Raw genomic sequence first — 14,349 nt, forward strand, 5'->3', positions numbered from 1 at the left:
CGATACGATCAGGGCGGGGGTGAAGAAGAATCACCCGACGGCGACGAGGCCGGAGCCAGTGACGTCGTTGTCGTAGTTGTTGTCGTCGTCGTCGTGGTCGTTGCCGTGGGCGACGATGACGGTGTCGACGACGCCGCGCTTGGACCAGGCGCCTGCATGATTCCAGGGTTGGGCGTTGTCGTCGTGGTCACGCCGCCAGGCAGCTGAGGGTTGGCCGGATTGACTGAGATCCCCGGAATCGCCGTGGGAGAGGTGGCAATCGAGGACTGCTGGTCGGTCGTCAACGGCGGTACGGCGGGTGACGTGGTCTCCTGGACCTGCGTCATCAACTTGCCCCAGCGCTCGACGAGATCCGTCTTGTCCTGCGAGTCCTTGACCGCATCGGCACGGTGAGCTGCGTTGTCCAGCACCATCTTTGCCGCAGGAATGTCTCCAGCAGCCAACAGCCGCTCGGCCTTTTCCAGCTCGGAAGTCGTGTCGATCTTCGCAACTGTCGAGTTGGCCTCGTCGGCGAAGACGACCTGCTTGACACCCCACAGGGCATCGCCGGGCTGGGCGTCGTACGCCATCGCCGTGGCGCCACCGAAGACCACTGCTGCAACAGCTGCAGCGGCGGCGATCGGACGAACCACACGCAATCGAGAACGGGAACGTGAACGCTGACGATCGGAGAAGCCGGACGGCGTCGCTGTGATTGCAGCGATGACATCGTCCAACAACGGACCCTCGGGCATCGGAGTCGCAACGACATCGTCACGCCATTGCGAGAGGATCAACGCAAGTTCGTACTGTTCGGTGCTATCGGTTGCTACTGGCCCACCATTCGAAATGGATTCGATCAGCGCATCGTCACGCCGAACCGCAGCCAAATCCACTGGCGTACCGTCGTCGGCGAGATCACCGAGATCCGAAGCGTCACGCCCCTCGTCTCTAGCCAAAGCTCTCACCTGCTTTCGTTACTTCTTTTTTCAGTTTCGCGATCGCCCTGTGCTGAGCGACTCGTACAGCTCCGGCGGTACTACCGACGGCGACGGCCGTTTCCTCGGCCGACATCCCGACCACCAGGCGAAGTATCAAGATTTCCCGATGCTTCTCCGGAAGTGTGCCGAGCAGTTCGTGCATCTGTCTGCTGGATTCCGAATCGAGTGCTCGCTGTTCGGGACCATCATCCAGTGCTATTACATCCGGTACTTCGGAAACGGGCTCCGACTTGTTACGGGCGGAGCTTCGATGTGCGTCCGCAACCTTGTGTGCCGCAATTCCGTACACAAAGGCCATGAACGGGCGTCCCTGGTCTTGATAACGCGGCAGCGCGGTCATCACGGCCAGACACACTTCCTGTGCGACGTCGTCAGCGGACAGGTGTCCTCGCTCGGCCGCACCCACTCGACCGCGGCAGTAGCGCACCACCATCGGTCGGATGTTCTCCAGAACCAAAGCTAGAGCTGTACGGTCGCCCTGCGCAGCAGCGGCGACCGCGGTGTCCAACTCATCGCTCGTATTTGTCATCGTCAGCGAAAATCCTGGCGTTACAGTGGCACCTCCCGAGCGGGTGTGCTCCCGCTCTCAGCGGAACCCTCTAAGAGTAACCATCCGGACCGGCTGGTCTCCGCATGCCTGCCCAGCAGTCGCGATATCGATACAGCTCCTTCTGGAATGTTCTCCGGAGACTTCGGTGGAGTGGTTACGACAAAGGTAGGAGTGATCCACCACGCATCGCAATCAGATCGCCGATCTCCCGGGCACTCGGTGAGGTTCTCTCACCGCTGACACCTTCGATCAACAGAGACGACGCCCAGGCCAGGGGCAGCAGGCCGTATTGCCGGCACCGCCCGAACACATCTGCTGCCATCTTCACGGCTGCGCTCGCGTCTGTTCCGGTCAGCGCGGCGCTACGCAGCAGATCCGACTTCACGCGGTGCCGCACAGACTCCGATTCCCCTGACAATTCGACGGCGCGTTCTGCGTGTCTGCCGGCGCGCGTGAAGTCACCTCCCGCCAGCGCCAGTTCCGCCGAGACCCATTCGATCCGAATTTGCTGCCGCCACAGCCCACCGTCGCCAACCAGAGCACCGTCGTCGTCGAGACGACGCCGACACTCCCCCAGCAGCCGCCAGCCGAGCGGGAGCCGGCCACAGCCGAGGGCGTCCGCAGCCAGACCGGTCAGCGCATCACAGGCAGCCTCCGCGTTGACGGGCCGGCCGTCGACTATCGCCAATGCACGCCCGTCCCACGTGGCCGCGAGCGCATGGCGTCCGCTTTGACGAAGAAACGACGCTCTTGTGCTGGCAGACAGAGAGGCAAGGACTCGATCCGAATGCGTCGAGAACCCGGCCGTGAGCCGGTCCAGGACATCCAAGGCCGCCCGCGCTCTGGCGTAGTGCCCCTGACCACCCAGAACTACTGCCGTTGTCCACCAATCCCGGGTGGAGCCGGGCTCCGGGAGCCGGTCGAGGTCCGGATCCGCGCCGAACGCGGCGGACTCGAGGGTTTTGGATCGTACAGCTGTCTCAGGGCGCTCAGGTGTCGACACAGGTAGATCATCGCAGCAGCACCAGCAGTCAAGCGCCTGACCGATGCCATAAGTGGCACGGAAATACCAAAAGGCAAGTTTGTCGGAGTTAATCAGATATTCAACTGAGATTTGCCAAATGTACTCGTAATGATATTTAACGGGCATATATCCGTGACGTTAACTGCGCATTACTTATTGGACAGATGTCCTAGTTTAAACTTGGGCACTAAGTCCCGAAATGGAGCGAAACCTCGTTCGCTCAATATCGGACAAATGACGCAAACCGAGCTGAACGACGGAGCGATTTCGCCGGGCGATCAGCAGCAAACATATCCCTGATCTGTGGGTTTCGCATCTCGAGCAGCCAGGTTTCTCGGTCAGCCCATCGATCGGCCCGATTCCGACATCGGCGCAGCACAACGCACGAAGGAACCGAAATGTAAATATATACTTCGTTAACTCTCGCATTTCGATATATGCCGATCACCACTGAACGAGCCTATTGACGCGATTTACTCAGCACCCTTACGGTTAGCAAGCGTGAACGATTCAGAAGGCCCGGATAACCTCCGGGCAACTTGGTCCGCTCGTTGATCAACGCGAGCTTGCAGTAAGGAGTCAACATGCCTGCACCGAATCACCTTCCAGGCCCCAACGCAGACATCTGGGACTGGCAGATGCACGGTCTGTGCCGCGGAGTCGACTCCTCGATGTTCTTCCATCCTGATGGCGAACGCGGTAGAGCACGTGCCCAGCGCGAAACCCGCGCAAAAGAAATGTGCCGTCAGTGCCCGGTACTGATGCAGTGCCGCAGCCACGCGCTGACCGTCGCCGAGCCGTACGGCATCTGGGGCGGAATGTCGGAAACCGAACGTGAACTACACGCACGCCACCGTCGCACCACTCGCATAGCGTCCTGATACGCGCAGGTCGAGAGCACAAGGCCCCCGAGAGTATTCGGGGGCTTTTGCATGCCCACACCAGTTCGTGAAAAGAATTTAGGAAACCGACCCATCCTGTCGACAGCCGACTCCGAATGCCTTCTGACAGTGCACCTCAGCACATCCCTTCAGGAAGGCAGACCCATGAACACCTCTACTCGAGTTCTGGCAGTCACCGCAGCAGCTTCTTTCGCCGTCTTCGGCGTCGTCGGTTGCTCCTCCGACGACAACGATTCGTCGACCGACACCTCGAGCGCCGCCATGACGTCTTCGCCCATGGGATCGAGCATGTCTCCCAGCAGCGCGATGGCAGAGCCCGCTTCTGATCTGGTCGGTGCCGGTTGTGCCGACTACGCAGCTGCAGTGCCGAGCGGCGCCGGATCGGTCAGCGGAATGGCCCAGGATCCGGTTGCCACAGCGGCATCCAACAATCCGTTGCTCACCACCTTGACCGCGGCAGTCTCCGGCCAGCTCAACCCGGACGTCAACCTGGTCGACACTCTCAACGGTGGCGAGTTCACCGTCTTCGCACCGATCGACTCGGCATTCGCCAAGATCGACCCCGCCACGATCGACAGCCTCAAGACGGACAGCGCCACGCTGACCAAGATCCTCACCTACCACGTGGTTCCCGGCCAGATCGCCCCTGACGCGATCGACGGAACGCACCCCACCGCCGAGGGCGGAACGGTCACCGTCACCGGATCCGGTGACAACATCAAGGTCAACGACGCAACCGTCGTCTGCGGTGGAGTCAAGACCGCAAACGCCACCGTCTACCTCATCGATTCGGTGCTGATGCCGCAGTAGTCCCCACCTGCTGTGCGCCTTTGTTAACCTCCCGCGGTTAATAAAGGCGCACAGCGGCCAACGGCGGGCCGAGAGAAAAGAACCGGACATGCACGCTACGGTTGTACGCGATGAAGCGAGACAACTCTTCGTGAGCGAGCCAGACCATGCGTCGGATGCGGCCGACGCATGCCCGACGGACAATTCTGCGGCCCGCACCGCGCGAATCGCGGAATCACGCGAGCTGGCAGTGATCCTCGCGAACGTTGCCGGCGGCGACCAGAGCGCCTTTGCCGAGTTCTACGACCGAACCAGCTCCCGCGTCTACGGCATGGTTCTACGTGTACTCCGTGATCCAGGCTTCTCCGAGGAAGCTGTCCAAGAGGTCTACCTCCAAGCCTGGAAATCGGCCGACAGTTTCGATCCGGCCAAGGGGTCCGCACTCTCCTGGCTCCTGACGCTCGCTCACCGCCGCGCGGTGGACCGCGTTCGCTCCGAACAGTCGAGTTCGGATCGACAGGCTCTCTACGACACCACCAATTCGACTCCCGAGTTCGACGTCGTCAGCGATGAGGTGACACGAAGAGACGAGCATCGTGCTGTCACCGACTGTCTCGAAACGCTGACGGACACTCAACGCCAATCGGTGACTCTCGCCTATTACGGCGGCCGAACGTACCGCGAGGTGGCCGAAGATCTCGGCGTGGCGATTCCCACGATCAAGTCGCGAATTCGCGACGGACTACTGCGCCTACGTGGATGTTTGGGGGTGATGTGAGATGGACGAAGAGCTGATCGACTACGCGTACGCCTACGCGATCGATGCGTTGGACCTCGACGAGCGCCGTGAGGTCGACAGACGACTTGCCACTTCGGACTCCGCGACCCGCGCCGAATTCGATGCCCAGGTCCGACTCACCGCCGAAACCATGGCTGCGATGACCGTCGTCGACGCCGTCGAGCCCCCGCCGTCACTGCGCAGCAGCGTCCTCGCCTCGATCTCGGAACAGACCGCTGCTGCCGACGCCCCGATCTCACTGGCCGAGCGTCGTAACCGTCGACGCCCGTGGACCATGGCTCTTGCGGCGGCCGCCGCAGTCGCAATCCTGGTCGGCGGCATCGGAATCGGACGCACGCTGTCCGACAACACGCCGCCGCAGAACCCCGCATCCGAAATCATGGCAGCACCCGACGTTCATGCCACGACGCGTGAAATCCCGGGCGGCGGAAGTGCCACGACGCTGTTCTCGCCTTCCGAAGACGCCGCAGTCCTCGTGATGAACGACGTGACTCCCCCGAGTCCGGATACCGTCTACCAGATGTGGCTGGTGCCGGGCGACACCGACGACACCACGATGATCCCGATGGGGACGATGGCTCCGGGCGACGTCAAACCCACTACCCAGGTGGTGCTCGACGGCATCGGTCCGAACACGAAGTTGGCGTTCACTGTCGAACCGCCCGGCGGATCGCAGCAGCCGACGAGCGAGCCGTTCGCAACGATCCCGCTCATCTGATCGCCAGACGAAAAGAGATCCCCCACCGGATTCCGGTGGGGGATCTCTTTTTGTCGAAACTACGAGCAGCGAGTTAGTGGCTGTGACCGTGTCCGGTGTCGGCAACTTCCTCGGTCGGCTTCTCGACGACGGCGCTCTCGGTCGTGAGGATCATGCGCGCGACGGAAGCGGCGTTGACCACTGCCGAGCGAGTGACCTTGACCGGGTCGACGACGCCGTCGGCAAGCAGGTTGCCGTAGGTGAGGGTGGCAGCGTTGAAGCCTTCGCCCTTGGTCATCTCGGCGACCTTGCTGACAACGACGGAACCGTCGATGCCTGCGTTGCTGGAGATCCAGAACAACGGGGCGTTGAGGGCTTCGCGGACCACGGCAACGCCTGTGGCCTCGTCACCCGACAGTCCGAGGTTCCCGATCAGAGCCGTACCGGCCTGAACGAGAGCCGATCCGCCACCGGGGACGATGCCCTCGGCAACTGCTGCCTTGGCTGCGTTGACCGCATCCTCGACGCGGAACTTGCGTTCCTTCAGATCGGTTTCGGTGGCTGCGCCGACCTTGATGACCGCCACGCCGCCGGACAGCTTCGCCAGACGCTCTTCGAGCTTCTCGCGATCCCAATCCGAATCGGTGTTCTCGATCTCGCGACGCAGCTGCGCAACGCGGGTCGCGATGTCGTCAGCGGTACCTGCACCGTCGACGATGACCGTCTCGTCCTTGGTAACGACAACGCGGCGAGCGCTACCGAGCAATTCGAGGCCGGCTTCCTTGAGGGAGAGACCGACGTCGGTGTTGATGACGGTGCCTGCCGTGACGACTGCGAGGTCGTCGAGGAATGCCTTGCGACGATCACCGAAGAACGGCGCCTTGACGGCGACGGCCTTGATGGTCTTGCGGATGGAGTTGACCACCAGGGTGGAGAGAACTTCACCCTCGATGTCCTCGGCGATGATCAAGAGCGGCTTGCCGGATTCGGCAACCTTCTCGAGCAGCGGCAGGAAATCGGGAAGTGAGCTGATCTTCTCGCGGAAGAGCAGGATCAGCGCGTCTTCGTAGATGGCCTTCTGCGCATCGATGTCGGTGACGAAGTAGGGCGAGAGGTAGCCCTTGTCGAACTGAACACCTTCGGTGACAACGAGTTCGGTTGCAACGGTGGAGGATTCCTCGACCGTCACGACGCCGTCGGTTCCGACACGGGTGAGTGCCTCGCCGACGAGCTTGCCGATCTCTTCGTCACGCGAGGAGACGGTGGCGACCTGAGCGATCGACTTCTCGCCCTCGACGGGAGTGGCTGCGGCGAGCAGTTCCTCGACGACCTTGTCGGCTGCGGCGTTGATGCCGACGCCGAGCGCCATCGGGTTCGCGCCCGCTGCGATGTTCTTGAGTCCGCCGCGGACGATGGCCTGGGCCAGAACGGTCGCGGTGGTGGTGCCGTCGCCGGCAACATCGTTGGTCTTGGTGGCGACGCTCTTGACGAGCTGTGCGCCGAGGTTCTCGAAGGGATCTTCGAGCTCGATCTCACGGGCGATGCTCACACCGTCGTTGGTGACGGTGGGGCCGCCGAATGCCTTGGCGAGCACGACGTGGCGTCCACGCGGGCCCAAGGTCACCTTGACGGCGTCGGCAAGCTTGTCGACTCCGGCTTCGAGAGCGCGGCGTGCGGTCTCGTTGAACGCAATTTGCTTGGACATCTGTTCTGTCAGCTCCTGAATCTTCGGGGCGTGAACGCATTCCGCCCCGGGATCCTGTGTGGACTCCGGGGCGGATCACGTGTGTCTTACTTGGAGACGACAGCCAGCACGTCGCGTGCCGACAGGATCAGGTATTCCTGGCCGGCGTACTTGATCTCGGTTCCGCCGTACTTGGAGTAGATGACCGTGTCACCCTCCTTGACGTCGACCGGGATGCGGTTGCCCTGCTCGTTGACGCGGCCTTCGCCGACTGCAACGACGGTGCCCTCCTGGGGCTTTTCCTTGGCTGTGTCAGGAATGACCAGGCCGGAAGCCGTCGTCGTTTCAGCCTCGTTGGCCTGGACGAGGATCTTGTCCTCGAGCGGCTTGATGTTGACGCTCGCCACGATGAGCCCTCCACTTTGGGGTATGTGCGTCCGAGGCGATCCTCGGACAGCTGTTGGGTATGCCGTTTACGGCGCGTCACTGCAGTCCCGTCGTCGCGGGTGCCGGAACTCGATCAGCGCCAATTGGCACTCTATACGTGAGAGTGCCAACCCTCAAGGACTGGGCGCATTTTTCTCTTCGTCCAGAGCGAAACAGGACAGCCGTCCACCACGTTCACCTATTGTTCACTTCGTGACGAACATCAATCGCCGTAGTTTTCTGACCTTCGCCGGACTCGGCGCCGTCGGCGCGGTCAGCCTTGGCAAGCCGTGGGGCCTGCAATATGCAGGCGCGTCGACCATTCCGACGTCAGGTCCTGGCACCACTCTCGAGTCCGTGTCCACGCCCGTCAGCAGCAGCGGCTACACCAGGCTCACCGCCGGGCCGGGTTGGGCGAACATCGTACGCAGCGAGTTGGCGGAGCCGAAGTCAGGACGCGAGGATCGCCGCACCGCACTCGCCTCGCTCGTGCAGTTGACCGACGTCCACATCGTCGACGCCCAGTCCCCCATGCGATTCGAGTACGTCCACCAGATCACCGGCTCGGCGTTCCGCCCACAGGAGACCCTGACGGCGCACGGGCTGATTTCACTTGTCCGACGAGTCAATTCGATCGGCAGTGGCCCACACACGTCGCGACCCTTCGATGCCGTTGTCACCACCGGCGACAACACGGACAACAAGGAATTCGCCGAACTCGACTGGTTCCTCACCTCCCTCAACGGCGGAACCGTCGTTGCCAACACCGGCGCCAAGGATCGCTACGAGGGTGTGCAGAACTCGGGCGCGGATCTGTACTGGAACCCTGAGTCACCGATGCTCGACATGTACAAGAAGGCCGGTTTCCCCGAGATCCCCGATTTCTTCGGTGCCGCTTTCACTCCCGTGTCGAGCCCCGGCCTGAACACGCCTTGGTACTGCGTGTTCGGCAATCACGACGATTCGGTGTCGGGCACGGTGCCCAGCGGCATCCCGCCGCTCGAGGCGATGTACACGGGATCTCTCAAATTCGAGGTGCCCGGTTCACCCGAGCAAGCCAAGCAGATCGACATCGCCACCAAATTCGATCCCAGTGCGATTCCCGGAATCCTGTCCGCCTTCACGACGCCGCCGCGCCAGGTCACCCCCGACCCGTCTCGCGCGCCGTTCACACCTCGGCAGTTCATCGCCGCGCACCTTGATCCGGCGCACACCGGCCCCGGCCCCGTCGGGCACGGTTTCGCCCCCGACGCCGGAGAAACGGGTATCGGCTACTACTCGTTCGAAATCGCACCGGGCGTTGTCGGCATCAGCATGGACTCCACCAACCGCGCGGGCTTCGTCGACGGTTCGTTGGGCGCCGCTCAGTTCCAGTGGATCGAGAACACCCTGCGCGCCGGCAGCAGCACCTACTACGACGCAGCGGGCTCGCGTGTCACCGAGTCGCGTAGTGACACCTACTTCGTACTGTTCAGCCACCACACGAGCGACACGATGGACAATCTCATTCCCGACCCCGAGAACATCCTCGAGCCGCGCTTCCGCGGTTCACAGCTTCTCGAATTGCTGCACCGCTTCCCGAACGTGCTCGCCTGGGTCAACGGACACACTCACGAGAACAAGATCACCCCGTGGCCCGGCGCGACCCCCGAACAGGGCTTCTGGGAGATCAACACCGCCTCGCACATCGACTACCCGCAACTCGGGCGCATCGTCGAGATCGCAGACAACCACGACGGAACGGTGTCCTTGCTCGCGACGCTCTTCGAGGCGGAGAGCCCCAATTCCGCCGACTACAGCGACAAGTCGGCAGCCGGGCTCGCCTCGCTGTATCGGGAACTGTCGTTCAACGACATCCACCGCGACCCGAAGTTGACCGGTACCGGCGTCGATCAGAACGTCGAATTGTTGGTTCACACCGGACGATGATCCCGATTGCCGCAGTGTCCTAGGCGATTTCAGGTCCGCTCGAACTCGAGCGGTGCGCTTTCGCCCACGACACTGCGGCAACCACGAATCGAACACCGAACCCGATCAACACCAGATTGCAGATGATCTGCAGGCTCACAAGTCCCCTGGCCAGATCCGTTTGCGCCGCGATGTCGCCGAAACCGACGGTCGAGAAGACGGACAGCGAGAAATACAGCGCCGCCATCCGTGACAGAGGTTCGGTGAAGCTGCCGGCGCTCGCATGCTCGACCGAAAAATAGGTGATGGACACCAACAACAAGTACGTCGGCATGACCACCGCCACAGCTTCCACCGCCTGCAGGGAAGGCACGTCGGAACGCAGAATTCGCCACACCTGCCAGGTGGTCACGGCAAGCACCGCCACCCCTCCACCGATCAACAGGAAGATCGCACCCGCCGTGTGAACGTCGATCCACGGCAGGAAGAAATACGCGCATCCGAAGGCGATCACCGTCAGCGTGGGTCGAAGCACCGCGCCACGGATCAGCGCGCGTCGCCGCTCGCCGTCGATGTGGGGAGAATCGCCTTTTTTCTGCATGAATCAATGATCGACAATTTCCCAGGTAAAACCACCCTTTCGGTCCGAAATGAGCATCACGGAGACGAAAAGCACTGAGCAATCCTCACGAACCTTCTGTAACGTTCATATAACGGCGGTCGATTGAACATTGACCGGTATTGACTGTGAGGAGGTGCGCGATGAGTTGTTCACTGGGAATTTCCACTGGATCTTCCGGTGTCTATTCAGCCCTCGTCGACACCGATACCAGCACAAATGCGCCAGGAGCCGTGCCTGCCGAGACCCGATTCGTCTCGGCCGATCAGGCCAATTCCAACGTCGGCGACCTCGTTCGCGCTTCCATCAAGCTGATGACGACGCAGGTAACGGACGGATCTGCGGCGCCGCGCTCCATCGGTGTCAGCTATCGCACGGACGACCAGCTCGCGAGTATCAGGTCTTCGCTCTCCCGCTCGCCGAAGCAGGTCCGTGCCATCCCCGAACCTGCCGCCGTACACGCCTACCTTGCCGAGACCGGGAAGACCGAGCGGTACGACACGACAGCTCAGGTGGATGTCGGAGATCAGGGCCTGACGGTGTCCGTCGTCGACCACACCGGTGAAGTTCTGCATTCCGACCGTATCGACGCCCTCGCGGGGGCCGGGATCGACCGGGCTCTCGTCGAGTTCGTCACGGAGAAGGCCGCAGGGCACCTGCGCCGCTACACCGACGCGGAACTACTTGCCGCCCGGTGCCACGTCGCGAAGGAACAACTGTCCACGGCCGCCAAGGTCACCATCGACCTTCCCGTCGATGCGATGTCGATCTCGCGCGACGAGTTCGAGGCCATCATCGCCCCGGACATCGAGCGCGCCGTCACCTTCATCCGTGAGGTCGTGAACGGCTCGCCGCGGCCCGTCGGTGCCGTCGTACTCATCGGCGGTGGTGCACACATTCCAGCCGTGCGCTCGGCTGTCGCCGCTGCCGTCGATCTCCCCCTGGTCGAGATCGACGAGCCTGAGACTGCGGCAACCAAAGGTGCTGCGCTCCTTGCTGATTCGATCACCGCAATCCGCTTCCCCTTGTTGGGCTCCGGAACTGCACAGCGCTCTGGATCCACGGCCAAAGTCTCCGGCGCTCTGATCGGCGCGCTCGTCGTCGGCGGACTGGTACTCGGTTACGGCGCAAAGGAATTGGTGCCGACCGATGACACCGCTGTCTCGCCCGTCGGAACCGGTTCGACCACGACGACGGTGAGCCCCGAAGCGACGCTGAGCACCGGTTCGACGATCATCCCGTCTCATGACCCCCTACCTTCGGTAGCGGGTAGCACGTACCCGCAGTACGGGTATCCCACAACACCGTTCGACTCACAGCCGTACGGCACGCACACGTACACAACGCATCAGTACACGCTTCCGCCGGCGCCGATACCCGACACCTCGACCACAACCGCGTCGCCGACCACGACAACAACGACTCCCAGTTGGCCGACCATCCCCGGAATCACACTGCCCGATCCGCCGGCATGGTGGCCGACGCTCCCGGACACGGAGGCGACGCCTCCGATCGATCCGACCGAGGGAAACCCGGGCGGCGGTATCGGCCCGGGCGAGAGCGGCGGCGAAAACCCGACGACACCGGAAAATCCCGGATCCGGTTCCACCGAAACGGAAATCACGACCCCCGGTGGGAGTAATCCGACGACAAAGCCCGGTGAACCGAACATCGCGACGCCCGAACCGGGTGCCGCGACCACACCGGATCGGGAACCGGCCCCAGTCGGTTGATTCTCAGCGCAGCCTGAATCTCAGCGCATCAACTGGCTGACCGAGACCGACAACCCCGGGTCGGTCGCAACACTCAGTTCCGAAGGGCCTGCGCCGTTCCCGATGAGGTGGGCGGCCAACGAAGCGATCATGACGCCGTTGTCCGTGCAGAGTCGAGGTTTCGGAATTCGCAACGTGATTCCGGCTTCGACGCAGCGCTGCTCGGCGAGCGAGCGGATACGTGAATTGGCCGTGGCACCGCCGCCGAGAACCAACGTGTCGACTCCGACATCCTTGGCTGCACGCACCGCCTTCATCGTCAGTACGTCGGCAACCGCTTCCTGGAACGAGGCAGCGATGTCCGGGATCGAAAAGGACTCGCCTGCGCGCTCTTTCGATTCGACATAGCGAGCGACCGACGTCTTGAGTCCCGAGAACGAGAAGTCGTGCCGCGAATCGCGCGGGCCGGTCATGCCACGAGGAAAGGCGATTGCGTTCCGATCTCCCTCTTGCGCAGCAGCATCGAGTGCCGGTCCGCCGGGAAATCCGAGTCCGAGCAGTCTGGCCACCTTGTCGAAGGCCTCGCCGGCGGCGTCGTCGACAGTCGTGCCCAGTTCGACAATGGGCTTACCCAGATCTTCGACGTGAAGCAGGTGCGTGTGACCACCGGAGACGAGCAATGCGACGCACGAGGGCAACGGACCGTGCTCGAGAGTGTCCACGGAGACGTGACCACCGAGGTGATTGACCGCATAGAAGGGGATGTTCCATGCTGCCGCATAAGCTTTCGCGGCGGCAACACCGACCAGCAGCGCGCCGGCCAGGCCAGGTCCGATAGTGACGGCAAGCGCGTCGGGCTTCTCGATACCGGCGACGGCAAGGGCGCGGCGCATCGTCGGCACTATCGCCTCGAGGTGAGCCCGCGAGGCTACTTCTGGAACCACTCCGCCGTACCTGGCGTGCTGATCCACGCTCGAGGCCACCTCGTCGGCCAACAGGTCGCAGGTTCCGTCGCCGTTCCAGCGAACGACACCGACTCCTGTTTCGTCGCAAGAGCTTTCGACACCCATGACGATCATGCTTGCTGCTCCTCAGTTTCGCGGACACCGAGCACGGCGGGCCGTCGCATCGTGTACGCATCTGCCCCACTGGGCTGGTAGTACTTCTTTCGCGTTCCGACGATCTCGAATCCTTCACGCCGGTACAGCGCGATCGCAGGTTCGTTGTCGGTACGCACTTCCAGGAACACCGGGCACTGCCGTGAATCCGCCAGCGTCAGAAGCGCATCGAGCAACGCGCTGCCGATTCCCACCCGCTGAGCCGAAGGATCCGTGCCGATGGTGTGAACCTCGGCCTCCATGTTCGGCGACGCCCCCAACAGGGCGACTCCGGCGTAGCCGAGGACGTGACCGTCGGGTTCTCTGGCAACGAAATAATGATTATGTGCGCCCGCAAGTTCCGAGACGAACGCTTGTGCGCTCCATGGCCCGTCGCCCGCGAACAAGGCGCGCTCTAACTCCGCGCACCGTTCGGCGTCATCGACATTCATCGGCTCGATGCTGTACTTCATCTGCTCTGTCACTTCATCTGCTCTGTCTCACTTGCCACGTTCTGCGAGCGTCTTCGCATCCGGGCGTCGGAGGTACAGCGGCTCGAGCGGGGCAGGAACCGAGCCGGCCAGAATCTCGCGGGCAGCGACAGTCACCAACCCGGCCGGCGACGGTGTCTCAGCAGGTTCGACGGGCAGGTCGAAGAAGTCCACGTGCGACGCCGATCCGGCAATCAGCGTCGAGGGCGAAGGATCAACGTCGCCGGCGGAATTCACAGCCGGTCCTTCGACGCGCGCACCGCCGTCGTAGCGCGCCCAATAGATCTCCCGACGCCTCGCGTCGGTCACGACGAGCAAGCTCTCCGTGGTCGGTACCGCAGCCGCGATGGCGTCGAGGCTGCAGACGCCGTACACGGGAACACCGAGAGCATCGCCGAAGGCAGCGCCAGTCGCCATGCCGACCCGCAAGCCGGTGTACGGCCCCGGCCCGACACCCACTACGACGGCGTTCAACTCGGCCGGCGTGAGCCCTGCCTCGGCGAGGCATTCGAGGACGTGAGGAGTCAGGACCTCGGCGTGCGCACGAGGATTGACCGTGACACGCACGGCAAGCGTCTCCACTGTGTCCGGTGACGAAGCCGACAGGGAGACGACCCCGGCAGTGACTGCCGGAGTGGAGGTGTCAATTGCGAGAACAAGCACGATTTCTC

Annotated in this window: 15 protein-coding genes; 6 read left to right on the forward strand and 9 right to left on the reverse strand. The window is 62.7% G+C overall.

All coding sequences use genetic code 11. The features are described 5' to 3' along the window. Window positions 1-8 precede the first annotated feature (8 nt). From ACFQ6Y_RS20730 to ACFQ6Y_RS20740, 3 genes are all read right to left on the reverse strand, one after another. Window positions 9-947: an anti-sigma-D factor RsdA gene (locus ACFQ6Y_RS20730; RefSeq protein WP_378636614.1), complete on the reverse strand. Its 939-nt coding sequence runs from the start codon at window positions 945-947 to the stop codon at window positions 9-11. Beyond that, on the reverse strand, window positions 931-1,509 hold the full coding sequence (locus ACFQ6Y_RS20735; protein WP_003940953.1) for a sigma-70 family RNA polymerase sigma factor: 579 nt from the start codon (window positions 1,507-1,509) through the stop codon (window positions 931-933). The genes ACFQ6Y_RS20730 and ACFQ6Y_RS20735 overlap by 17 nt, the downstream gene beginning before the upstream one ends. Before the next feature lie 175 nt (window positions 1,510-1,684). Next, a complete protein-coding gene (locus ACFQ6Y_RS20740) occupies window positions 1,685-2,533 on the reverse strand; it encodes a hypothetical protein (RefSeq protein WP_378636617.1) in 849 nt (282 codons plus the stop codon). 605 nt (window positions 2,534-3,138) lie between these two features. Here ACFQ6Y_RS20740 and ACFQ6Y_RS20745 point away from each other — a divergent pair. The 4 genes from ACFQ6Y_RS20745 to ACFQ6Y_RS20760 all read left to right on the forward strand — a co-directional run bounded on the left by ACFQ6Y_RS20745 (window position 3,139) and on the right by ACFQ6Y_RS20760 (window position 5,762). Beyond that, window positions 3,139-3,435 carry a WhiB family transcriptional regulator gene (locus tag ACFQ6Y_RS20745; RefSeq protein ID WP_003940939.1) on the forward strand — a complete coding sequence of 99 codons (297 nt, stop codon included), beginning with the start codon at window positions 3,139-3,141 and terminating at the stop codon, window positions 3,433-3,435. A 165-nt stretch (window positions 3,436-3,600) separates the two neighbouring features. Then, complete coding sequence (locus ACFQ6Y_RS20750; protein ID WP_230812285.1) at window positions 3,601-4,266, forward strand: fasciclin domain-containing protein; 666 nt, start codon at window positions 3,601-3,603, stop codon at window positions 4,264-4,266. 88 nt (window positions 4,267-4,354) lie between these two features. Next, window positions 4,355-5,023, forward strand: a complete 669-nt coding sequence (locus ACFQ6Y_RS20755) for a sigma-70 family RNA polymerase sigma factor (RefSeq protein ID WP_378636620.1) — start codon at window positions 4,355-4,357, stop codon at window positions 5,021-5,023. Between the two features lies 1 nt (window position 5,024). Continuing rightward, window positions 5,025-5,762 carry an anti-sigma factor domain-containing protein gene (locus tag ACFQ6Y_RS20760; protein WP_378636624.1) on the forward strand — a complete coding sequence of 246 codons (738 nt, stop codon included), beginning with the start codon at window positions 5,025-5,027 and terminating at the stop codon, window positions 5,760-5,762. A gap of 73 nt (window positions 5,763-5,835) precedes the next feature. Here ACFQ6Y_RS20760 and groL read toward each other — a convergent pair whose 3' ends face one another. Further along, window positions 5,836-7,446 carry a chaperonin GroEL gene (gene groL / locus ACFQ6Y_RS20765; RefSeq protein ID WP_378534421.1) on the reverse strand — a complete coding sequence of 537 codons (1,611 nt, stop codon included), beginning with the start codon at window positions 7,444-7,446 and terminating at the stop codon, window positions 5,836-5,838. 86 nt (window positions 7,447-7,532) lie between these two features. Then, entirely contained in the window at window positions 7,533-7,832 is a 300-nt protein-coding gene (groES, locus tag ACFQ6Y_RS20770; protein WP_003940763.1) for a co-chaperone GroES, read from the reverse strand. 232 nt (window positions 7,833-8,064) lie between these two features. On the opposite strand from groES, the gene ACFQ6Y_RS20775 reads away from it, so the two are divergent. Next, entirely contained in the window at window positions 8,065-9,780 is a 1,716-nt protein-coding gene (locus tag ACFQ6Y_RS20775) for a TIGR03767 family metallophosphoesterase (RefSeq protein ID WP_378636627.1), read from the forward strand. A 19-nt stretch (window positions 9,781-9,799) separates the two neighbouring features. Here the strand turns inward: ACFQ6Y_RS20775 and ACFQ6Y_RS20780 are convergent, their stop codons facing one another. Continuing rightward, the gene (locus ACFQ6Y_RS20780; protein WP_378636631.1) at window positions 9,800-10,360 is read right to left on the reverse strand and encodes a potassium channel family protein; all 561 of its coding nucleotides are present in this window, start codon (window positions 10,358-10,360) and stop codon (window positions 9,800-9,802) included. A 161-nt stretch (window positions 10,361-10,521) separates the two neighbouring features. Here ACFQ6Y_RS20780 and ACFQ6Y_RS20785 point away from each other — a divergent pair, with 161 nt between their 5' ends. Further along, on the forward strand, window positions 10,522-12,111 hold the full coding sequence (locus ACFQ6Y_RS20785; protein WP_378636635.1) for an Hsp70 family protein: 1,590 nt from the start codon (window positions 10,522-10,524) through the stop codon (window positions 12,109-12,111). A 20-nt stretch (window positions 12,112-12,131) separates the two neighbouring features. Here ACFQ6Y_RS20785 and tsaD read toward each other — a convergent pair whose 3' ends face one another. Genes tsaD through tsaB form a run of 3 tightly spaced genes read right to left on the reverse strand, consistent with a single transcriptional unit; the run spans window position 12,132 to window position 14,341 of the window. After that, window positions 12,132-13,169, reverse strand: a complete 1,038-nt coding sequence (gene tsaD, locus ACFQ6Y_RS20790) for a tRNA (adenosine(37)-N6)-threonylcarbamoyltransferase complex transferase subunit TsaD (protein ID WP_378534429.1) — start codon at window positions 13,167-13,169, stop codon at window positions 12,132-12,134. Beyond that, a complete protein-coding gene (rimI, locus tag ACFQ6Y_RS20795) occupies window positions 13,166-13,660 on the reverse strand; it encodes a ribosomal protein S18-alanine N-acetyltransferase (protein ID WP_378549971.1) in 495 nt (164 codons plus the stop codon). The genes tsaD and rimI overlap by 4 nt, the downstream gene beginning before the upstream one ends. 27 nt (window positions 13,661-13,687) lie before the next feature. Continuing rightward, entirely contained in the window at window positions 13,688-14,341 is a 654-nt protein-coding gene (gene tsaB / locus ACFQ6Y_RS20800) for a tRNA (adenosine(37)-N6)-threonylcarbamoyltransferase complex dimerization subunit type 1 TsaB (RefSeq protein WP_378636639.1), read from the reverse strand. Window positions 14,342-14,349 lie beyond the last annotated feature (8 nt).

It is taken from the genome of Rhodococcus sp. NPDC056516 (genome assembly GCF_042794655.1).
GTDB lineage: Bacteria > Actinomycetota > Actinomycetes > Mycobacteriales > Mycobacteriaceae > Rhodococcus_F.

Coding starts and splice junctions, on each gene's coding strand:
- ACFQ6Y_RS20755 (WP_378636620.1), top strand. CDS start 4,355: ATGCACGCTACGGTTGTACGCGATGAAGCGAGACAACTCTTCGTGAGC.
- ACFQ6Y_RS20760 (WP_378636624.1), top strand. CDS start 5,025: ATGGACGAAGAGCTGATCGACTACGCGTACGCCTACGCGATCGATGCG.
- ACFQ6Y_RS20780 (WP_378636631.1), bottom strand. CDS start 10,360: ATGCAGAAAAAAGGCGATTCTCCCCACATCGACGGCGAGCGGCGACGC.
- tsaD (WP_378534429.1), bottom strand. CDS start 13,169: ATGATCGTCATGGGTGTCGAAAGCTCTTGCGACGAAACAGGAGTCGGT.
- ACFQ6Y_RS20785 (WP_378636635.1), top strand. CDS start 10,522: ATGAGTTGTTCACTGGGAATTTCCACTGGATCTTCCGGTGTCTATTCA.
- rimI (WP_378549971.1), bottom strand. CDS start 13,660: ATGAAGTACAGCATCGAGCCGATGAATGTCGATGACGCCGAACGGTGC.
- ACFQ6Y_RS20745 (WP_003940939.1), top strand. CDS start 3,139: ATGCCTGCACCGAATCACCTTCCAGGCCCCAACGCAGACATCTGGGAC.
- groL (WP_378534421.1), bottom strand. CDS start 7,446: ATGTCCAAGCAAATTGCGTTCAACGAGACCGCACGCCGCGCTCTCGAA.
- ACFQ6Y_RS20750 (WP_230812285.1), top strand. CDS start 3,601: ATGAACACCTCTACTCGAGTTCTGGCAGTCACCGCAGCAGCTTCTTTC.
- ACFQ6Y_RS20735 (WP_003940953.1), bottom strand. CDS start 1,509: ATGACAAATACGAGCGATGAGTTGGACACCGCGGTCGCCGCTGCTGCG.